This window comes from Rhodococcus sp. PBTS 1 (genome assembly GCF_001620025.1).
In the GTDB taxonomy this organism is placed as follows: domain Bacteria; phylum Actinomycetota; class Actinomycetes; order Mycobacteriales; family Mycobacteriaceae; genus Rhodococcoides; species Rhodococcoides kroppenstedtii.
In genome coordinates this window covers 3,575,092-3,594,726 of the sequence record NZ_CP015219.1, presented here as the reverse complement: position 1 = coordinate 3,594,726, position 19,635 = coordinate 3,575,092, and the positions used below count along the sequence as shown (strand labels likewise).

The 19,635-nt window shown below is 70.2% G+C and carries 20 protein-coding genes; 1 reads left to right on the top strand and 19 read right to left on the bottom strand.

Going from position 1 to position 19,635, the window contains the following annotated elements; genetic code table 11:
• Nucleotides 1-252: 252 nt before the first annotated feature.
• The 4 genes from A3Q40_RS20940 to A3Q40_RS20410 form a co-directional block, all read right to left on the bottom strand.
• Nucleotides 253-1,368, bottom strand: a complete 1,116-nt coding sequence (locus tag A3Q40_RS20940) for a hypothetical protein (RefSeq protein WP_068103796.1) — start codon at nucleotides 1,366-1,368, stop codon at nucleotides 253-255.
• A 503-nt stretch (nucleotides 1,369-1,871) separates the two neighbouring features.
• Entirely contained in the window at nucleotides 1,872-2,573 is a 702-nt protein-coding gene (locus A3Q40_RS16440) for an ArsR family transcriptional regulator (RefSeq protein WP_235606336.1), read from the bottom strand.
• A gap of 728 nt (nucleotides 2,574-3,301) precedes the next feature.
• Complete coding sequence (locus A3Q40_RS16435; protein ID WP_068103791.1) at nucleotides 3,302-3,802, bottom strand: hypothetical protein; 501 nt, start codon at nucleotides 3,800-3,802, stop codon at nucleotides 3,302-3,304.
• Between the two features lie 38 nt (nucleotides 3,803-3,840).
• Nucleotides 3,841-4,299 carry a hypothetical protein gene (locus A3Q40_RS20410; protein ID WP_157889642.1) on the bottom strand — a complete coding sequence of 153 codons (459 nt, stop codon included), beginning with the start codon at nucleotides 4,297-4,299 and terminating at the stop codon, nucleotides 3,841-3,843.
• 215 nt (nucleotides 4,300-4,514) lie between these two features.
• Here A3Q40_RS20410 and A3Q40_RS16430 point away from each other — a divergent pair, with 215 nt between their 5' ends.
• Nucleotides 4,515-4,886: a histone-like nucleoid-structuring protein Lsr2 gene (locus A3Q40_RS16430; RefSeq protein ID WP_068103785.1), complete on the top strand. Its 372-nt coding sequence runs from the start codon at nucleotides 4,515-4,517 to the stop codon at nucleotides 4,884-4,886.
• 2 nt (nucleotides 4,887-4,888) lie between these two features.
• Here the strand turns inward: A3Q40_RS16430 and A3Q40_RS16425 are convergent, their stop codons facing one another.
• From A3Q40_RS16425 to A3Q40_RS16355, 15 genes are all read right to left on the bottom strand, one after another.
• Nucleotides 4,889-5,467 carry a hypothetical protein gene (locus A3Q40_RS16425; protein ID WP_068103783.1) on the bottom strand — a complete coding sequence of 193 codons (579 nt, stop codon included), beginning with the start codon at nucleotides 5,465-5,467 and terminating at the stop codon, nucleotides 4,889-4,891.
• Between the two features lie 25 nt (nucleotides 5,468-5,492).
• Entirely contained in the window at nucleotides 5,493-7,130 is a 1,638-nt protein-coding gene (locus A3Q40_RS16420) for a peptidoglycan DD-metalloendopeptidase family protein (protein ID WP_068103781.1), read from the bottom strand.
• Nucleotides 7,127-7,489 (bottom strand): transposase, encoded by a 363-nt coding sequence (locus A3Q40_RS16415; protein WP_068103779.1) that lies wholly within the window; start codon nucleotides 7,487-7,489, stop codon nucleotides 7,127-7,129. Before A3Q40_RS16415 ends, A3Q40_RS16420 begins: the two co-directional genes overlap by 4 nt.
• Nucleotides 7,486-9,288, bottom strand: coding sequence for an ATP/GTP-binding protein (locus tag A3Q40_RS16410; protein WP_201132875.1), 1,803 nt, complete (start codon nucleotides 9,286-9,288; stop codon nucleotides 7,486-7,488). The genes A3Q40_RS16415 and A3Q40_RS16410 overlap by 4 nt, the downstream gene beginning before the upstream one ends.
• Before the next feature lie 49 nt (nucleotides 9,289-9,337).
• Nucleotides 9,338-10,840 carry an SCO6880 family protein gene (locus A3Q40_RS16405; RefSeq protein WP_068103776.1) on the bottom strand — a complete coding sequence of 501 codons (1,503 nt, stop codon included), beginning with the start codon at nucleotides 10,838-10,840 and terminating at the stop codon, nucleotides 9,338-9,340.
• The gene (locus tag A3Q40_RS16400; RefSeq protein WP_068103775.1) at nucleotides 10,837-12,357 is read right to left on the bottom strand and encodes a hypothetical protein; all 1,521 of its coding nucleotides are present in this window, start codon (nucleotides 12,355-12,357) and stop codon (nucleotides 10,837-10,839) included. Before A3Q40_RS16400 ends, A3Q40_RS16405 begins: the two co-directional genes overlap by 4 nt.
• Nucleotides 12,354-13,178, bottom strand: a complete 825-nt coding sequence (locus A3Q40_RS16395) for a hypothetical protein (RefSeq protein ID WP_068103774.1) — start codon at nucleotides 13,176-13,178, stop codon at nucleotides 12,354-12,356. The genes A3Q40_RS16400 and A3Q40_RS16395 overlap by 4 nt, the downstream gene beginning before the upstream one ends.
• The gene (locus tag A3Q40_RS16390) at nucleotides 13,175-13,813 is read right to left on the bottom strand and encodes a hypothetical protein (RefSeq protein ID WP_068103772.1); all 639 of its coding nucleotides are present in this window, start codon (nucleotides 13,811-13,813) and stop codon (nucleotides 13,175-13,177) included. Before A3Q40_RS16390 ends, A3Q40_RS16395 begins: the two co-directional genes overlap by 4 nt.
• Before the next feature lie 27 nt (nucleotides 13,814-13,840).
• Nucleotides 13,841-14,128 (bottom strand): hypothetical protein, encoded by a 288-nt coding sequence (locus A3Q40_RS16385; RefSeq protein ID WP_068103771.1) that lies wholly within the window; start codon nucleotides 14,126-14,128, stop codon nucleotides 13,841-13,843.
• Nucleotides 14,125-14,409, bottom strand: a complete 285-nt coding sequence (locus A3Q40_RS16380; protein ID WP_068103769.1) for a hypothetical protein — start codon at nucleotides 14,407-14,409, stop codon at nucleotides 14,125-14,127. Before A3Q40_RS16380 ends, A3Q40_RS16385 begins: the two co-directional genes overlap by 4 nt.
• A complete protein-coding gene (locus tag A3Q40_RS16375) occupies nucleotides 14,406-14,690 on the bottom strand; it encodes a hypothetical protein (protein ID WP_068103767.1) in 285 nt (94 codons plus the stop codon). Before A3Q40_RS16375 ends, A3Q40_RS16380 begins: the two co-directional genes overlap by 4 nt.
• A 40-nt stretch (nucleotides 14,691-14,730) precedes the next feature.
• Complete coding sequence (locus tag A3Q40_RS16370; protein ID WP_068103765.1) at nucleotides 14,731-15,378, bottom strand: DUF6668 family protein; 648 nt, start codon at nucleotides 15,376-15,378, stop codon at nucleotides 14,731-14,733.
• Nucleotides 15,379-15,407: 29 nt separating this feature from the next.
• A complete protein-coding gene (locus A3Q40_RS16365; RefSeq protein ID WP_068103763.1) occupies nucleotides 15,408-17,048 on the bottom strand; it encodes a cutinase family protein in 1,641 nt (546 codons plus the stop codon).
• Between the two features lie 20 nt (nucleotides 17,049-17,068).
• Nucleotides 17,069-17,914, bottom strand: coding sequence for a hypothetical protein (locus A3Q40_RS16360; protein WP_068103761.1), 846 nt, complete (start codon nucleotides 17,912-17,914; stop codon nucleotides 17,069-17,071).
• 108 nt (nucleotides 17,915-18,022) lie between these two features.
• Nucleotides 18,023-19,114 (bottom strand): hypothetical protein, encoded by a 1,092-nt coding sequence (locus A3Q40_RS16355; protein ID WP_068103759.1) that lies wholly within the window; start codon nucleotides 19,112-19,114, stop codon nucleotides 18,023-18,025.
• Nucleotides 19,115-19,635: the final 521 nt, after the last annotated feature.

The following is a 19,635-nucleotide window of genomic DNA, read 5'->3' as shown; positions in this document are numbered from 1 at the left end:
CGGTCACTGCGAGTGCTGCCGCCGCGCCCATCGCCGTGAGGACCGTGGCCTGGGCGGGCCACGGCCTGCGGCCGCGCAGCGCATCGAACAGTCCGGTGAACGGATCGACCGAAGTGTCGAGGCCGGCGGCCCACGACCCCACCCACCAGGACACCGCCGCGATCACCGCGCACGTCGCGGCGAGGCCGAGCAGGGCGAGAACGATGTTCTCGCCGGGCTGAGAGTTGTTCGTTCTCGTCGTGCGGACAGCCATCACAGACCTCCGAACGCTGCGGCGGCCGCGCAGGCGGCCCACACGATCCACCCGACCAGCAGCGTGAACACCGCCGACGACGCTCGCGATCGGAACAAGTACGCGTTGAGGTAGCCGTAGCGCCACCGGTTCCATGCGACGGTCACCACCGCGACGGCGGCGACATACGACACCAAAACGGTCACCGTCACTTTCCCCGCGGTCAGGACCGCGTCGACCGCAGCGACGCGCTCCGGCGCTACGTCACCGACCCACCAGGCCCCGAAGTCGACGACCACCGCCGCCGCCACCGAGCCGACGAACATCAGGCAGGCCACGACCGCAGTCCAGTTCACGCGGCGAAGCAGCGTCTCTTTCCCGGTGGGCGGGTCGGCGGACGACACGGTCTTGCCGACCCTGGCTTCGTCCGAGCTGCCCACGACTTCGTCGTCGCTACCCGTGGGCGGGGCGGGCACCCATGCCTGCACCACGCTGTCCGGGTTCGACAGCAGGTCACCGAGCCGTACCGGGCCGCCGTCGGGCGCCGCGTCCACGGCGACCGCGTGCGAGACGACGAGCAGCAACCCGCCTTGGCTCGTGATGCGCTCGACGAAGGTGCTCGGCGGATCGGTGAGCTGGTATCCGCTGCCCATCCGGTCGTCGACGACGACGGTGCCGGCGTCGACGCGGCACGGCACCTCGTCGGCGGGCACCGACGGCACGGCCTGGTCGATGGAGGCGAACCCGCGGCGACGGAAGCCGTCGAGCAGTGATGTGGCGGTGTCGGCGATCACCCACCCGTCGACCGAGGGGTTGACCAGCACCGCGGACACCGTTCTGGGTTCGCCGTCGATGGTGAGCGGCACGCGCATCGGCACCAGGCGGTACGTCGTGGACCTCATCACGTGGATCGAGGACGTCGGGTCGGACGGGCCGCACGTGGCGTGACGGACATCGACGTGGGTCGACCCGGGCATCGGGTGGACACCGAACCGGACCGGCACCGGACCCAACGCCGTACCGCAGATTGCGCAGTCACCGTGCGGCTGCACGGCCTCCCGCACCTGATCGGCCAGACCTGGCGGCAACGTCTCGTCGAGGACAGCGTCGTCGACGAACGACACCCGCCCGGTCATGACCGCGCTCCACGCACGGTCGAGATTGTCGGGATGAGCTGCGCTCCGGCAGGCAACGCCGAAGAAAGCAAAGAGAACATGGGGATCGAGGGCCTTTCGGGAGCGTCGAATCAGCACGCACGCGCACAGCGCGGCACCCGTTGAGTGCCCACACCGCGTACGCACTGGTGATGGACGCTCGACCGTGACCCTCATCGACGGTCGAACACCGCAACGGTAGCGCACACGCCCTGGAAAATCGCGCGTCGTCATCGCGCAGACGACACCACCGGCGGCGATCAGTTTCGAGAGGGGGCGGTGTCGGCCGATCGGGCCGACTCAGAACAGTACGACCCGGAAGGCCCACGCGGACAGCAAGAGAGCCGCCGCGGGTACCACGCAGAAAGTGCAGATGATGAATGCGAGTCGGCAGGTGGCCGTGGTGGACCACATGGCCTCCCGGACCGTCTTCCACGCATGCTTGGACCACAGGCCCCGCTGTGGAGGCCGATCACCGGTGCGCATCACTTCTCCTTGCCGGATGCAGCTTTGGCCTTCTTGCGCTCGGCAGCGTTCCGCTTGCGCTTGGCGTACCTACGGCGCTTTATCCGCTCCTCGGTGCTGAACGGTCCTTCGAGCCCGTAGTAGTAGTGATCGGTGACCCCGTACTTCGCAAGTACGTCGCGTACCCGGTCGACTCGGGTTCCGAGGAGCCCGGCACTGCCGAGCTCTTGGATGCCCTTGGTCACGGTCTTGCCGGAGATCCCGTACCACTCCTGCATGCGGTCACGCAGGAGCTCGACGTCCGGCTTCTTGATGGTTTCCTTCAGCACGATCAGCAGAACAGCGAGAGCGGCCGGGCTCAGGGTCGCGAAGTACTGCTTGGTCCAGAATTCGTCCGGGAGGGTGAAGTACCGGTTGAACAGGTCTCGCTGTCCTTGCGGAAACTCGTAGTCCGCCAGTCCGTCCTCGCGCCGTGGTGTCACCCGAAGAAGCCGCCCCTCGCGCTTGGTGTCCACGAGGCCGTAACTCTTGAGGTCCCCCCATGCACGCGACAGTGTCGACGGGGACCAGGTGAGTGCGTTGGCGGTGTCAGGACCTTCCGCTGTGAGCGCCCGGATCCACACTTCGGAGTCCAGTGGGGTCTTGCGATCGTGCAGCCACGGCCACCACGCCAGGAGAAGCAAATAGAGTACGAGTGCGCGGTGATGGCGCTCTCGGGTCAAACGGCCGACGGTACTGGGACGGTCCTTGTTCGGGTCCGGCTGCTGCACGAGTACGGACCGGATGACCGAGTACCCACGACGCCCCCTCGAGTGCATCTCGTCGCGCGTTTCAGCAGGCGAAATCGAGGGGGCCGGGGGGCCGGCACTGGCGTCAGCATCGGGCGCCTCGGGTTGCGAGTTCATGGGTCCAATGCTGCCACGAACCCCACCAGGGCGGTTTCGGTAGAGACTAGCCCCGATTGTGGCCCGGTTCCATCAGAGTAGGGAATGCGATACCTGATGCGATACCCGTGCGACACCGATGCGAGGTAGCTGCGAAACGCCGCACCCGGATTTCGCCCTCCCCAAGGTCAATTGAGGCCGCCGTCGGCCTCAGAAGCCATCTTAGATTTTCACCGCCTCGAGAGGTCGATCCGCCAGGGCGGGGCGCTTTCGATGTAGGTCCGCCGACAGGCGCGCTGGCTTCACCGATCGTGGGTTCGGCCGGCGCGGTCGCCTGCGGTAACCGACGCTCCTCGCTGCGGGTCATGGTTCACATCCCTGCTGTCGGGGGGTGCGACCAGCTCATCCGGCGGCCGTTTACTGGGTCCTGAACGGCTCGTCACGCGCCGAACGTGGCCCCCAGTGGTTAAGGGGGAGGGGCAGACCAATTGGGCGGCATTCTCGCTACAGAACCCGGCCGTAGGAATCGAAGCGGTGCCACACCTCTGTCCGGGTCTGCGCTGCGATCAACGAGTCGCCAACGCTCCGGTCACGGTAGTCGTCTCCGCGGCCGCGCGGCGCAGGTGTAGCACGGTGGTCTTGTCGGGCCCGACTTCCCACGGCACCGCCGGCCCGGACCATGCCCGCAGGCAACGCGCGACGGACTCCACGGTGTCCGCGACCGCAGCGGCGAGCACCCGATAACCGGCGGGCGAGTCGTCGCAGGAGCAGTCGGCCAGCCGCAAGACGTCGCAGAGGGCGTCGAACGCGGCCCGCGCTTCCCGCGAGGCGGTGTCGGCGTCGCGGCCGAGCGCGACGTGACAGCTCTCGGCGGCTCGGCATGTCTGGTTGCGGGCCTTGTCGAGCGCCACCGTCTGCACGTCCGCAGGGGTCAGGTCGTCGACGCACGGCACCGACAGCAACGCCGCGGTCGCCGCGGCGACGGATACGGTGTCGCAGCGGCCAGGTCCGGTGTGTCGGTTACGCACCGGTCGGCCTCCGTCGGTGCTGGTGTCGTGGTCCGTCACGACCCGTTTGCTGCTTGCGGATTCGTCAGCCATTCCCGTCAGTAGCCACGCGCGCCCGCGATCTCGGTGACCTGTTTCGACAGCTGTTCCCGGAGCTCTGCTTCCGGCACCAAAGGTGCCTTACCGTATCTGAGACAATTCTCAATCTGCTCGGCCGGGGCGCTGCCAGTCCAGGTCCACGTTGCGTCCGGGTACACCTCGATCGTGAACCAGGGAGAGTGGTCGGAATGCGTATACCCCACCTTTCCTATAAGTATCCAGCCCATTCTTTTTCGCTTTTGAAAGATTTTATTTTTTTCGTGTGGCGTCAGGTTGCGCGGCTGCACGCCCAGCTCGTGAAACGCCTCCACGCATTCGGGCACAAGTCGGGCGAGTTGAGAGGATAGTAAACCCAGACATTCCTCTACAGCTTGCTGCCGCCCATCGCTCTCGGCCTGCTTGGCCTGCAACCGGCGCCTGGCATCGTCAGCCATTCCCATGGCGGGATCGAACCACACCAGAACGCATCCTGCCTGTCATTCAACTGGCTGACACCAACTAGCCACCCGTGGGAACGGTGCCGGAGGGAAACGACCATCGGCCCTAGTCGGCGCCTCCTCTTATTGCAGCGATGGAATGCGGGAACGTCGACATTGGGCGTTCAGCTTCCCAACCCAAGCATCGTGGAACGGCCCAGATAGATTGTCTGGGGAGGAGCGTTAGACTTCGCATCGTGGCGAGACGCGAAATCGTGGAACTGACCGACGACATCGACGGCAGCGGCATCGCCGACGGGGCAGGTGAGACGATCGACTTCTCCGTCAACGGAGTCGACTACCGAATCGACCTAAGAGACAAGAACGCGAGGGAGTTTCACCGCAAACTCGGCTACTACATCGAGCACGCCGAGCGCATCGGTGGCCGCAAGCGGAGGGCGCACTCGGCAGCAGTCCTCGACGCCGCCGCGGCCGCCGCGAAGTCTGCCAAGAGCAATCCGGAACAGACCCGAGCCATCCGGGAATGGGCAAACGCGAACGGACACCAGGTCAGCGACCGAGGCCGCATCCCCTCCTCGATCGTCGAGGCATTCCACACTGCCCACTAGCCCTACAAGCTGCTGCTTAGGATGCGGTAGTTCGCCACCTTCCACGAGTCGTCGACCCTGGTCAGGGTGACGTCGGCGGTGTAGGTGGTGAACGGAGTGCTCTCCCGCGAGCGGTGCAACACCGTCTGGGAGATGGTCACCGGCACTGTCGCCGAGACCCCGTCGACGACGGCCTCGCCGGAGGCTTCGACAGCGGCGGTGACAGTGTCGTCGCTGCGCGCCCACCCGGCCCACTCGCTGATCGGCCGCGGCGCCGGCGTCGGGGGCGCTGCGGCGGCGGTGGCCATCGGCCCGGTCAGGAACGCGCTCTGCACGCGGAGAGCGTCCCAGGTGGAGCCCTGCACCGACGGTTGCCAGGTGTAGATGCCGGCCATGACCACGGTGGCCACCGAGGTCGGGTCGTCGGAGATGGGGTCGATGGCGAAGCCGGCGTCGGTGCCGCCCCGCTCGTCCCCGCTGCTGGTGGTGCCGGTCAGCACGACGAGGGCGGTACCGACCGCGATGAGAGCGACGACGGCGACGGCCGCGAGGACCGCGCCAGCGACGCCGGGTGTGCGGAAGGTGGTGCGGGAAGCAGGCATCGGTGATCTGTCCGTTCTTTGGTGGTCAGCGGGCGAGGTCGTAGGCGGCGGCGGTACCGGTGATGGTGGTGACGTAATTCTGTGTTTCTGCATACGGGGGGATGCCGCCGAACTGGTGGACGGCGCCGGGGCCGGCGTTGTAGCCGGCGAGCATCAACGCCACCGGATCACCGGTGATGGCACCGGATTCGATGCCCGGCCGCAGCGCGCTCGCGACGGCGCAGTTGTAGCGGCCCTGCGCCATGACGGCGTCTCCGACGTCGTTGGGGTCCCCGGCCCCGGCGGGGCCGGTGACCTGACCGTTCTCGTCGACCGGGTATCCGTAGGAGGCCCAGGTGCCGGGAAGGAACTGCGCGTACCCCTGCGCCCCGGACGGGCTGGTCAGCCCCGCGGTGAACCCCGACTCCTGCTTCAGTTGCGCGGCGAGGATCGCCGGGGACAGCTCGCGGCACTGCGCCGCCGAGAGCGGTAACCATTTCTCGAACTCCGGCGGGATCTGCCCCGCGGCGAGGTCACCCATGTCGCCCAACCCGCCGCCGGGTGCGGTGGTGCAGGTGCCGTTCGCTTTCGGTGCCGATCCGGCTCCGCCGGGGGCGGGTCCGTAGGTTTGCCCGGGTGCAGGGGGGCCGTGGCCGACGACGGTGACGTGGACGTGGTCGAAGTGGTTCTGCGTCGGTGATCCCCGGTCCTCCATGATGTTCGGCTCACCGGTCGACGGGATGTACTGCTGACGCCAGATCATGTACTCGATCTGCAGCACGTCGCGGTTGGCCCACAAGTAGTCCTTGACCTGGTCGCCGAGGGCTTTGCCGTCCTCGGTGGACCAGTCGTCGATCATCACGTCGACGGCTCGGCCGGAGGGGTGGTCGTCGAATCCGCCGCCGTCGGCGCGCCACCCACCGATGCGGGTGATCTGCGGAAACGTGGTGTGGACGGTGCGGGCGACGCGGACGGTGTCGACCTGGAAGTGCTCCTCCGACCCGACCGAAGCGGGCAGCGCGGCCATCTCTGCCGATCCGGCGGCGGTCGCCGTGTCCGGCGTGGTCGGGGCCGGGGGCGACGGTGTCGACGGGGACGGTGCCGCCCCGGGTGCGCCGGTGCCGGGGTCGGCGGCAGCGGCGTAGTACGGGGCGGGGTCGACCGCGTTGCCGGGTGCCCACCCGCCGGGGTGGTACTCGAAGTGCAGGTGCGCCCCGGTGGACTGGCCGTCGTTGCCCTCGTTCGCGATGTGCTGCCCGGCGGTGACCCGGTCCCCGACCTTCACCAGCACGCCGTCGGCGAACATGTGGCCGTAGACGGTGGAGACGAGCTGGCCGTCGATGTTGTGGTCGAGGACGATCCAGTTGCCGAACCCCGACGCGGGACCGGCTCGGGAGACGACTCCGTCGGCGTAGGCGTAGATGGGGGTGCCGATCGGGCCGGCGATGTCCATCCCGTTGTGCTGGGTTCCCCACCGCGCCCCGAACGGGCTGGTCACCTGCCCGTCGGAGGTCTTCATCGGCTTGGCGAACGACCCGGCCGGTACTCCGCCTGCTGTGGAGCTGCTGCTGCCGCGGGGGATGCACGGATCGTCCGGGTCCGTGCCGATGGTGGTGACGAACAGGACCACGAACAGCGCCGCCGCGAGGGCGGCGACCAACGCGATCGTCCCGCCCTTCTTCATCGTGCGCCGCCGAGCTGTACACCGTGGAGCTGTGTGCTCCCGAGCGCGCCGGTGCCGGCCTCGGCGGTGATCGAGCGGGGCGAGGCGGCGGCGAGCCGGTCGCTCAGGTCACGGTTGACCCGCAGCAGGCGTTCGATCTCCGCTTCGGCGGCGCGGAGCTTGGCGACCACCTCGTCCGCCGCCGGTGCACGAGAGGGCCCGAACTCGAGCTTGATCCACCGGTTCACGGTGTTGACGTGCGCGCCGATCTGATCGGCGATCGCGGTCACGCACTGGTCCCGCGACGGGTAGTTCGGGCGGGAGGAGCGGTACGTCTCGAGCGCCCACTCCTTGACCTCGGCGGTGTATTCGGCCCTCATCGAAGCACCGAACCGGTCGAAGCGTCGCCGGCCGCGGTGTCGAAGTAGTCGGCGAAGCGGGCGTTGGTGTCGTGGACTCCGGAGTCGATCTCGAGGTCGGTGAACACCGTCTGGATGGGAATGCCGGGGGTGTTGTCCTTGGCCACTTTGATCAGGAACTTCCCCCGCCCGATCGGCGAGCGGGCGGTCCGCCGCTCCGCCGACCGCAAGGCCGCCCCGCGGGACCAGGAGGTCACCATGTCCTGCTCGGCGGAGGTGAACTTCAGCTCGCCGGAGAGGCGTTCGACCTCACCGATGGGCAGGCCGCCGCAGACGACCATGCCGGCGCGGTCGATGAACCCCTTGGCGGTCTTGATGTCCGCTTCGGTGGGCAGGGTTTCGAGGTCGCGGCCGGTGTGGGTGATCATCAGCAGCCCGGTGGCGTCGGTGCGGTTGAGGCGGGAGATCTCGTTGACGCGGGCGACCATGCCGGGTCCGGCGCCGATGACCTGCCACAGCTCGTCGAGGGCGAGCAAGAACAACCGCTGCCGGTCCAGGCCGGCGTCGGCGAGCAGGTGCGCCGCCTCCACGGTGCCGTAGGCATCGGCCCAGCAGGAGAGCATCACCGCGGCCTTGAGGGCGGTATCGCCCCGGTCGAGGGAAGAGACGTCGATGCAGATCATGGGGGCATCGAGGTCGAGGGGCTGGGAGGTGTGGTCGGCGAAGATCGTCCCCAACGGCCCGGAGATCAGCGCCCCGAGCGCCTGCATCAGTTCGGTGATGTGCGTCCGGTAGCCCTCGCGGGTGGTTTGGTACGTCGCGCGCAGCATCGCCTCGGAGCCGGTGTCGATGCGCTGGTAGAGGTCCCGGATCAGCGGCGGGTTCGCGTAGTCGAACCCACCGCTGTCGGAGTAGAGCTCGTCGAGGGCGATACCGATGATGGAGTTCTCGAACGCCCGCACCGAGTGAGTGTCGTAGCGAATCAGCTCGATCAGCGCGCACACGGCGTTGACCTGCCGCGTCCGCACCGTCAGCTCCGCAGTGCCCAGCAGTTCGCCGAGATGCTCGACGCGCGCGGTGTCCCCGGTCGCGGCGGCGTCGGTGCGGGCTGCCCGCAGCCGCACGACGGCGTGGCCGAGGGTGCCGGCGGCCAGAGGGTTGAGATGCCCACCGCCGTGGCCGAGGGTGACGACCTGCCCGCCGAGCATCGTGGTCAGGGCGACGTACTCGGCTTTGATGTCCCCGGCGACGATCGGCGTCTGACCCCACGCGGTGGCCCCGAGCAGGACCTTGCGGATCAGCGAGGACTTCCCCAGGCCAGGCAGGGAGAGGACGAACATCGACGGGTTGGCGATGTGGTTGTCGCGGAAGTAGGCGAACGGATCGCACGCGACGGCTTCTCCGGTGACGGCGTGCTGGCCGACGATGGTCCCCGAGTTCGGGGCGGCCGCACCGATGGCCCACGGGTTGAGCCCGCACAGCTGCACCGACGACGCCTCGTACTCGATCGGGGCGGGCACCGAGGTCATCCGTCCCCCGCCGGCGCCCCGCGCCCCGTCCGCCGTGGTCGCCAGCGCCGACCGCCAGTCCGGGTCCGCGCGGTGCTTGCCCTGCGGTGAACCGGAACCGGCGGCGTCGCGGTGGGTGTTGCGCCAGCGGGCCAGGCCGATCCCGACACGGCTGAGCTTCGCCGGTTCGGCCGCCTCGCCGGTCTCGATGCGGGCAGCGAGGTCGGCGTAGTCGAGGTCCGGGACGAACCCGCGCCGCCGCTGCGGCTGGTCGAAATCGGTGGAGGCTCTGCGGGTGTCGGTGAGTGTCACAGGGGGTGGTCCCTTCGGGTCGGTGGAGCCGGGGAGGCGGGCCGCGGGGTCAGCTGCGGCGGACGAGGGCGGAAGTGGTGACGTGGTCGGGCAGCAGCACCCCGAGCCCGAGGCCGGCGGCGAACCCGGCGTCCTGGAAGCCGTGCGCCCGCCGCAGCCGCAGGCGGGCGCGGGCGGCGAGCGATTCGGTGACCGCCGCGGCGTTCCCCACCTCCGCCGGGTCTTGGGCGGTGATCGTCAGCAGCGCCGAGTAGCGGAGCTGCCCGGCTCCGGAGACCATTTCCTTGCGGGCCTGGGAGGTGATCTCGAGACGCTTCTCCGCTTCGGCGGAGCTGATCTTCGCGCCGCGGGAGTTGATGGCGTGCAGGGCGTCTCGGTGTTGCTTTTCGACCTTCTTCGCCGCGTCCCCGGCCGAATAGGGCCGGTAGATCAGGGTGAGGCGTTTGCGGGGCAGGTCGTCGTGCGGGGCGAGCAGCGGTTTGAGGACGGTGTCGGTGAACACCGACTCCGGTGGTGCGGCCATCTCCCACACCACGGACGTCGCCCCGTCGTGCCGGTAGTGACCCCACTCGGTGCGGGCGCGGCCCGGTCCGGCGTCCTCCCACGCCACTCCGTGCGGCTGCCCGGCGATGTCGAGTTCTTCGAAGTCGTTCTCCGTCGACGGGTTGTAGGAGCGGTGCGCGGTGGCCACGATCTCCGCCGCCGTCATCGGTTGGGCGTCGACACCGGCGCCGGCGAGGTGGCCGTAGAGGTCCGGCAGCCGCCGCGCCAGCTCGGCGGCCATCTCCTCCGGTTCCTTCTGCCGTTCGCGGGTGGTGGCGCGGAAGGTGATCGACAGCCGCGCCAGGGTGCGGTGTCGACCCGAGGGCATCCGCACCGACGATTGGCGCACGAACTCCGCCGACAGTCCCGGTGCGGCGGCGGCCATTTCCCGTTCGACGAGGCGGGCCAGGCGCAGGCCGGTGGCGGGGATGTTCTCCACGACCACGGTCGCGCCGACGATGTCACCGGGCAGGCCCAGGTCGGCGAGGTAGACGCCCCAGTCGGCGGTGTAGAGGTCCTTCTCGCTGCGCACCACCGCTTCGTCGCCGCCGGGCAGGCAATCCACGACCACGGTGTAGCGGTGATCGGCGGGGTGGTGGATCATCCCGAACTCGTTGCCGTGCCGGTCGGTGCCGACGTGCAGAGTCGTCGTGGCGAGCAGGCCGGGCAGGCGGTACCGGCCGCCGGGGATCTGCGAGTGCGGTCCGGCGTGGTACTCGGTGGAGCGGGAGATGTGCTTGCGGTGAAACCACTGCATCGCGAACTGTCCTGTCTCGTAGAGGGATCGACCGTTCGGGGCCACCACCAGCGGCACCAGCAGCACGGCCATGACGGCCATGAGGGCCAGGCCCGCGATGACGCCGCCGAAGATCAGCACCGTGAACGAGACGGCGAATCCGGCGGCGGCGTAGCCGACGGCTTTGACCGACAACCCGAACGCGAACGTCGACTTCGGGCGGGTGCCGGCGGAGAAGATCGCCGGTTCGCCCGGCACCGTCGCCGCGGTCATCGGGGGATCCGGCCGTGGTAGTTGCCGACCGCCCCGCCGGCGGCGGACCCGAGACCACCGGCAACCTGCGCCGCACTGCGCGCTCCGGACGCCGCCGTCCGTACTGCACCGGCCGCGCCGCCGAGCGTCGCGGCGGTGCCGCCACGGGTGGCGGCCGCGACACCGGACGCACCCCGAGCTGCGCGCCCCACCGCACCGGATGCGGTGTGCAACTTCCCCAGAACGGGTGCACCGCCGGTGTACTGACCGCGATACCCGGCCGGTGCCTTCGCCCCGGTCCCCGCCGCGCCCATCCCCGGAACGGGACCGGCCCCGCCACCGGTGCCGCCGAGCGCGCGGGCGCCGGTCGACAGCGCTTTCGCACCGAGCGCCCCCGCCCCACCGGCGAGGGCTCCGCCCGCCGCCGCCAACCCGGCCGCCTGCGCGCCACCGGCGGCGATGGTCTCCGCGGCCGGGGAGATGATCCGCACCAACGTCGGGAGCGCGAACCCGACCACCGCGAGCAGGACCGAGCCGATGATGACCGAGGCCACCGGGTCACCCGAGGACGAGGACTGCGCCCAGAACGCGAACAGATACAGCAACGTCGCGACGGGCTTGAACAGCAACGCCCCCAACGTGAACGCGATCATCGACTTGTAGGACGAGCGGCCGGTGGCCGTCGCCGACGACGCCGCCGCCAGCGGGATCACCGCCACCACCACACACAGCACCGCCTCCCGGATCAGGAGCGCGATCAACTGGGCGACGGAGCCGAGGAAGGCGAACCCGGCGCAGGCGAGCGCGAACACCGGCCCCAGACCGGTCTTCTCGTCGAAGGCGGTGATCGCGGTGATCTTCTCATTCAGATCACCCCCGACGAACCTCTCGAGTGCGTACGCCGACGCGACGTCCCCGGCCTGGTGGAACATCAGCACCAGCACCGGCAGCAGGGCGACGGTGAACACTGTCCGCACCAGCATCGACGCGGTCTCCGTCGCCCCTTCCATCACCGCTTGTTTGCGGGCGACGGCGAGTTTGGTCATCGCGATCACCAGTGAGGCGAAGAGGGCGGCGACGGTGAAGCCTGTGACGATGTTCCGCAGTCCCGACATCGCGGTTTCCGCGCCGAGGCCGGGGATGCCGGCGGTCATCCAGAACGTCATCACCGTCCGGAACGCTTGGGCGTTGCCTTCCATGACCGCCTTGGCGAAGTCGCCGACCGAGTCCCCCCAGAACGCCGACGCCGCCGACGACGCGGCCGTGGCCACGGCGTCGCCCGGGTTGTCCTCGAAGGCCTGAATCAGACAGGCGCCTTCGGCCACCACCTCGCCGGTGACCTGGTTCATGAAGTTCTGGAATGCGTTCCCGTCGAGGGTGTCCGCCAGGCACTCCCGGCGTTGTTGCTGGAAACCGTTGCCCTCCTCGGCGATACCGGTGATCGGGGCGACCGGGGTCGGTTCCTGGGCGGAGGCGGTGCCGGAGCCGAGGCCGATCAGGGCCAGGAGCAGCACGACGGCCGCGGCGAGCCGCGTCATGACAGGGCCCAGGGGGTGAACCCGGCGATGCTGGTGACGTCCTTCGTGGCGGAGACCGACCGGTTGTCGAGTCGAGCGCGCCAGTCACCGCTGTCGTGGAACAACGCAGCGCGCATGACCTGCCAGACGGGCTCGGTGCGCCGCTGGCCGTTGTCGTCGATCGGGACGTTGATCGCGTATTCGACGGAAGCGAAGTCGTCGGTGCAGCTGAGGATGCGGAATGCCTCCGGCGCGGGCAGCGACGTCGCTGCGCCGAACCCGCCCCCGGTCCAGGAGTCGCCGTCGACCAGGGCGTCCAGCTCCGGCGTCGAGACGTTCAGCTTGTCGTAGGCGTCTTTCGCTACCGGTCCGGGTCCGTAGAGGCGGCCGATCCAGTTCCACCCGGCCAGGGCAGCGCCCTGCGGGGTGCGGCTGTAGCCGGTGAGGACGTTGCCCTCGATGCGGGTCGGACCGTCGGTGGCCGACACCAGCGTCGGAAGTCCGACGGTCTGCTGGATCTGCACACCGCCGGGTGAGGGCACCGGGCCCGCAGTGTTGCAGCCGGCCCGCTCCCAGGCTGGTTGCTGCGGGAGCGGAGAACCGACGGGATTGTTCGGCACGGTCACCTTGCGGCCGAGAATGTCGACCGTGGGGGTGCCGAATCCGCTGCGGCCGTTGTCGATCGACCCCGGTTCGGGTGTCGGCGCGGTCGGTGTCGCCGGCGGGGCAGCGGTATCGGCGTCGTCGCCGCGCAGGTTCGGCACGACGAAGACAAATGCGCCGACGACGACAAGGACAACGAGCGCTGCGGCGGCGACGATCAGGGTGCGGGTGCGGGTCACGATGCCCCTTCCAGGGTGGTGTAGCCGGTGAGGTCGGCGATCTCTGCGGCGTCGATGTTGTCCTCCGGGGTGGGCAGGACGATGCGCCAGTCGTCATCGATCCATTGCAGGGCAACGGGATAGGCGTAGAGCTGCGGGTCGGTGCCGATGGTTTGTGCCACCGACACCGCCGCGGTCGGTGGGTCGAGCTGGTAGTCGGTGACCTCGAATCCGACGAACCGCGGTGCGGCGGTGGCGGGGACGGCGCCGGCGACGGTGACACCGGCGCGGGCGACGGCGAACGCATCGCGGCCCGGTCCCGGTGCGGTGACCGTATTGACGACTTCCGGCCAGGTGCGGTCGTCCGCGACGGCGAGGGCGGTCTGCCCGTTGATCGCGGCGAGCACCGCGCCCTGCGGGGTGCGCTCGTACCCGTGCCGAGCCGCTCTGGCTCCGGCGGTGGGTCCGGCGGTACGCGAGGTGGGCACGGAGACACCGGCGACGGTGCGCCACTGCAAGTCCTGCGGCGCGGAGGTGGTGTCGACCGCCGGGCTCGGGTCGGCGGTGTCGGAGGTGTCGTCGGTGCCGCATCCGGCGGCTACGAAGATCACGGCGACCGCGGCGGCGGTGAGGCGGGCGGTGCGGGAGACGGTCACGGGCGGGGCACCTTTCGGACGGGTGGGTCAGGCGAGGACGGCTTGGGCGATGCCGGCGGCCCCGCCGATGACGGCGGCGCAGACGAGGATGCGGCCGAGGGTGGCGTCCTCGACGACCTGCGTTCCGGTGGATTTGCGCTGGTTGACGAACACCGCACCGCAGACGAACAGCGCGGCGATGCAGGTGCAGATCGCGAACCACAGCAGCCACGACAGGGCCGTCATGAGCGGCCCCCACACCTCGGAAGGGAAGGTCACCGGGGAGGTCGGCGGCTGCGCCAGCACCACCGCCGCGGGCTCGAGGGCGGCGCTCACGTGCCGACTCCCGCCAGAGAGGCGTGGCTGATTATCCAGTCGATGCCGCCGGAGAGTCCGACGGTGGCCAGGACGACGCCGGTGACGCTGCCGAGGATCGTGCCGACGGCGCGGGAGCTGCCCGAGACGAGCATGACCACCCCGACGGCGATGCCGATGGCGGAGACGATCAACGCCCCGCGGGCGAGCAGTTCGAGCAGGCTCACCGCAGAGTCGAAGGCCCCGGTGACCGTCTCGTTCAGCTCGTCGACCCCGGCGGCGGTGTGCACGGCGGCGGTCACAGGACGAGTCCGTTCACCAGGCCGGCGGCGCCGCCGATGATGACCGCACCGACCAGGCCGCCGACGAGTTTGCCGGTGCTGTCTCCGCCGCCGCCGGTCATGCGCTGGTAGCCGAGGGTGGCGCCGCAGATCATGATCGCGGCGACGGAGGCGAAGATGCAGCCCCACATCAGCCAGGACATGAGCATGTTGATCTTGTCGCCGAACTCTCCGCTCGGCGCGGTGGGGTCGACGTCGCCGATGTTCTGGGCCAGGACGACGGTTGCGGTGGTGGTGAGCATGGGTTCCTCCGGTGGTGTGAGCGGTGGGGTCGGGTTCGGGTCAGCGAGTGGTGGCGGCGGTGCGGGCGGCGTCGAACGCGGCGTGGCCGGCGGCGACGAGGCCGGGGTGCGGGGCGGCGGCGGAGGTGACCTGGGCGCGTAGTCGGCCCGGTGGGGTCGGGTCGGGTTCGGCGGGTGACCACGGTGCGAGGTCGTCGGCGGTGTGCACCCGCAGGTCCGGGACCCACGGCAGTGACCAGACGGCCGGTGCGGCGGAGGCGACGACGTCGGCGCTGCGTCGCAGCGTCTTCGGGAGCTTGCCGGGTGCGTCGGGCACCAGTGCGAGTCCGATGACGGTGCACCTGCCGACGAGGCCGGCGGCGGCTTGCAGGAGCAGGTCGTGGGCGGCGGCGAGGCCGGTGCGGTGGGTGCGGGCGACGATGATCACCGATCGGTACCGGTCGGCGGCGGGCCACCCACCGAGAGCGTCTGCCGCGGGTGCCCACACTCGGGTGAGGGTGGAGACTCCGGCGCCGCCGTGCGCGCCGAGCAGCCACATCACCGGCGGGCGCCCCGGCCCGGCGACCGGGTCCGAATGGATCGGTGCCTGCCGGTCCGCCGGGGGGATGCGGAGTCCGGCGGGGACGGGGGTCGAGCCGGTCGTGTCGTCGGTGTAGAGCTGGTGGTCGCCCTGCGGCTGTGCGGCCATCTCCGTCCCTCCTGGATGGTGTGTGTCGGTCACCGGGTGCCGGTCGAGGACGCCCCGGCCGGTGTAGTGGTGGTGGTGGCCGACGGCGTCGTGCTCGACGAGGTGGCCGTGGTTGACGTCGCCCGCGTGGACGCGGTACCGGCGCTGAGGATCTGGCCGGCGGGGCGGACGGTGTCGGTGGTGGCGAGCAACTGCGCGCTGCGGGTCAGAACAGCTCCGACCTTCTCGGCGAGGGTGTTGTCGCCGGTGAGGTCGGCGGCGAGGGCGACGATCCACCGCACCGTGAGCTGCACCGGGGTCTCCCCGCGAGTACCGACCGGGACGCTGTCGTAGGAGCCGTGCTTGGCGGCGGTGTTCCAGTAGGAGGTGTCGGTGACCAGCTTCGCCAGGCCCGCGTTGTTGTCGACGGTGCGGGTGACCTCGTCGAACGCGGTGGTGACGGCGGAGTCGATGGTCGCCGGGGGAACCAGCTTCACGGCCGCGGCGCCGACCTTGGTGGCGAGGACGGCGAGCGCGGCCGGGGGGTTCGCCAGTCCGACGGCGGCGAGCTGGCCGATGGTCTCGGGGGTGATGACGTCCTTGGCGACGGTGATCGCTGCGCCGATCGCCATGCCGGCGATCTTGGTGACCGCGCCGACCGCTTCGTCGACTGCTTCGCCGTCGGTGACGGCGGTGGGGTCGGAGTACTTGGCCATCTTTCCCAGCACCGTTTCCGATGCGGGGGTGATCTCGAACCGGCCTGCGCGGGAGTCGAAGTCGATGTTGTCGTTGACGACCGAGGAGCTGGTGAGCAGGGCGGAGCGGCCGACGGCGGTGGAGACGTCGGTGAGGATGCGCACGGGGTCGCGGGTGTCCATCGAGGACTGTCCGGCGATGTTGGCGACGAGCTTCGCGGCGGGTGCGTCGGCGGGGGTGTCGCACGCGAGATCGCCTGCGGTGCAGTAGGAGGCGACGCGGTCGGCGACGGCGCCGAAGTCCGCTTCGGCGGGGGCGGGGGCGATGCCGCCTCCGGCCGGCGGTGACGCGGCGACCGCGGGGGCGAGCTGAACGGACTGCACCGCCTCGCCGGTAGTGCCCGGGGCCGGTGCCGGTGCGCGGTCACCGCTGCCGAGGACGGGTTCGCCCTGGCCGCGGGTGGGGTCGGAGAACAGCGCGCCGCCGGCGAACCGGTCGGCGTCGATGGGGCCGGTTCCGGCGCCGATCTCGCGGATGACTTCGGAGGCGATCTGCCCGCCCTGGGAGTAACCGGAGACGAACACCCGCGCCGCGGGGCACTTCTCAGCGATGTCGCCGATCATGGATTCGGCGTTGTCGATGCCGGTCTGCACCGACGCCGCGTAGGTGTCGGAGGAGCGATCGCCGGGCTTGCCGCCGAACGAGGCCGGGTACGGGACGTAGCTGCGGGCGAGGGCGGGGGCGTCGCCGGAGTTGGCGTCGCGCATCGCCGGGACGGTGAGGCGGGAGAAGAAGCCGGAATCGGTGTCCGGTGAGCTGTTCTCGTCGATTTCGGTGGTGCCGGGCACGACCACCAGGTGCAGCGGCGCGCAGTCCGCCGCCGAGCTGGTCGTGGTGGTCGGTGCGGCGTGGGCGATGCCGACGGCGAGCAGCGCGGCCGCGGCGGTCATCGAAGCGACGGCGGTGCGTCCGGCGCGGCGGATGGTGGTGGTCATCGGTGGTGCCTCTCGTCGAGTCAGCGGCGGGTGATGGCGGTGATGGAGGTGGTGCCGCCGGACTCGGCGGTGGTGAACCGTTGCGTGGTGGTGCGGGGGTCGATGCCGGGGCCGCGTTCGGCCACGGTCACGTCGTAGACGCCGGGTGAGACGGGGTCGGCGAGGACGCAGAACTCCACCGAGGGCTCGAGGGCGTCGATGCCCAGGCGCAGCCGGTCGGCCGAGGCCATGACGGCGTCGGGTGTGGCGGCGGCGCGGGCGGCGACGGGGTCGCGGTCGAAGTAGAACGCCTTCTCGAACCGCCAGATCGCGGCCATGCCGGGGTCGGTGGTGTCTCCGGTGACCGGCTCACCGGGGGCTTGGCCGTCGCACCAGGTGAAGTCGGCCGCGGCGACCTCGCCAGTGGCGGGCTGCGCCGGGGCGGCAGCGGCGGTGGTGTCGACGGTGCTGGCGGGAAGCAGTGGTGCTGCGGTGGCCGGTTCCGGCTCCCCGATGCCGGTCAGCACGAGCGCGGCTCCGCCGACGATGCCGACCAGGGCGACGAGGGCGGCGGCGACGGCAACCGACCTGCGGTACCGACGCCACCACGACGCACGGGCTGCGGGCGCGGTGTGGTCGGCGTGCGCGCGCAACGTGTCGGTACGGGTGCCGAACTCGTCGACCGGACCACCCACGCTCGCGGTGGTGTCGCGGTCGGCGAACCAGTCCTCGACGCCATGATCGCTGTCCACGTCGAGCGGCCGGGCGGCCAGACTCAACCGCCGGCCACTGTCCCCCGGCGCAGGCTCCGCTGCGGGGGCGGAATCAGCGGCGGTGAACCAGTCGTCTGTCCCGTCGTCGGGGTACGGGTCCTCGAAATGGGCCACGACAGTGTGCCTTTCGGTGGAGGGGAGGTGGGAAGGTCGGGAGGTCGGTGTCGGACCTTCGGGTACAGCCGGGCCCCGGGTAGTGGCGGGTCCGGCTGCACCCGGCGATCAGACCGCGACGCCCAACGAAGCCAGGGCGGCGTTCAGCGCGGCCGTGCCCTGCTCGATCACCGGTGCCGCGTCGGCGACGGCGGTGTCCACTGCGCCCAGAACGGCTGCGCCGCCGGGTTGCTCCGCGACCGCGGTGCGGGCCTGCTCGACGTAGGCGGGGGCGGAGTCGACGACCGGGGCGAGATCCTGCGGCGGCGTCCACACCGGGGCCGGTTCGGCAGCCGGCGCCGCAGCGGCGGGGGCGGATTCGGTGATGGTGGTCTGCTCGCCGCCCAACGCGGTCGCGCCGATGGCACCACCGATCGCACCGCCGATACCCGCACCGACGACGGCCGCGGGCACACCGAGCGCGGCGGCACCGACACCGGCACCGATGGCGGCACCGACGCCGGGGCCGAAGACCCAACCGATGCCCGGTGCCCACCACACGAACGGCACCGTGGCAGAACCGATTCCGAGTCCGACCAGGCCACCGCCGACAGCACCGACGGCGGTGGCAGGGATACCGAGGGCGGCGGCACCGATTGCGCCGCCGACGACGATGCCGGTCGCGGCGCCGGCTGCGACACGGTCGGCCTGCGGTGCGTCGACCAGTCCGGCGTTCACCAGGGCGTTCGCGCCGTCGGCTTGGAGTGCGGAAGCGGAGTTGTTGAACTGCTCGGCCGTGCGGGCGTCGATGAAGTCCGGGCGTGCGACGGCCTGGCTGCCGATCAGGATGGTGCCTTCCGGTGCGTCGATCGGGGAGATGACGGTGCGCTGCACCGTCGGCGGAGGCGGCGGGGTCGGCGGGGTCGGCGGGACGAATGGTGCGGGCGCGGCCGGGGCGGACTGCTGCGGGGCCGGGGCGTAGCAGATCGGCGCGGTGGTGGTCGAGGACTGCTGGCGGCCGGACTGGTAGTCGTCGTAGCTGCGCCACTGCGACTGCTGGACCTGCGGTGACGGGGTGAACCCGGGCAGGAACTCACGCTGGGACGTCGGAGCCGGGACCGGGGTGGCGTTCGTGGTGCCGCTCTGCGCGGTGTCCGGTGCGGTCACGAAGTCCTGCGGCGCTGCATGCGCGGTGCCGCCGTACCCACCGGAGGCGAGCACGACGCAACCGATGACAACTGGCGCAGCGGTTGCTGCGCTTCGTGATCTCCGTGACCGCCCGGGACTGTGCTTGGACATGACTGATCTCCACTCCTAAGGAATTGGTTGTCGAACAATCGATTGCGCGCCATCGTGTGGCGATGAGCGAGTCCGGAACTGAGGGCCGGTTCCGGACCGGAATGCGCGCTGCTGTGGTGACGACGCCGGGATCGCTACGGGGCGGACGAGAGTGCCCGCGGTGCCTCCCACTGTGCGATGACCTCTCCGTCGCCGGACCAGGCTTCGTGGCGGTGATGCTCACCTGCGCCGGTGATGGAGCAGCGAAGGCGTTGCCCTGTTCGCACGTCGACGACGATCTCGTTGCACTCTCCGACGCCACCGCCGCCGTATGTCTGAGGTGTGGACACTTCGCCTCCCCAGTCCGGACCACCACCTGCAGAGTAACAACGCGCCGCTACAAAAAGATAGAAAAACGCAAATAAACATAAGTACGCCGCCCCGTTGACGAGCATCGACACTGT

Coding starts and splice junctions, on each gene's coding strand:
- A3Q40_RS16400 (WP_068103775.1), bottom strand. CDS start 12,357: ATGACGCGGCTCGCCGCGGCCGTCGTGCTGCTCCTGGCCCTGATCGGC.
- A3Q40_RS16425 (WP_068103783.1), bottom strand. CDS start 5,467: ATGCCTGCTTCCCGCACCACCTTCCGCACACCCGGCGTCGCTGGCGCG.
- A3Q40_RS16365 (WP_068103763.1), bottom strand. CDS start 17,048: ATGACCACCACCATCCGCCGCGCCGGACGCACCGCCGTCGCTTCGATG.
- A3Q40_RS16420 (WP_068103781.1), bottom strand. CDS start 7,130: ATGAAGAAGGGCGGGACGATCGCGTTGGTCGCCGCCCTCGCGGCGGCG.
- A3Q40_RS16370 (WP_068103765.1), bottom strand. CDS start 15,378: ATGGCCGCACAGCCGCAGGGCGACCACCAGCTCTACACCGACGACACG.
- A3Q40_RS20940 (WP_068103796.1), bottom strand. CDS start 1,368: ATGACCGGGCGGGTGTCGTTCGTCGACGACGCTGTCCTCGACGAGACG.
- A3Q40_RS16415 (WP_068103779.1), bottom strand. CDS start 7,489: ATGAGGGCCGAATACACCGCCGAGGTCAAGGAGTGGGCGCTCGAGACG.
- A3Q40_RS16405 (WP_068103776.1), bottom strand. CDS start 10,840: ATGACCGCGGCGACGGTGCCGGGCGAACCGGCGATCTTCTCCGCCGGC.
- A3Q40_RS16375 (WP_068103767.1), bottom strand. CDS start 14,690: ATGCTCACCACCACCGCAACCGTCGTCCTGGCCCAGAACATCGGCGAC.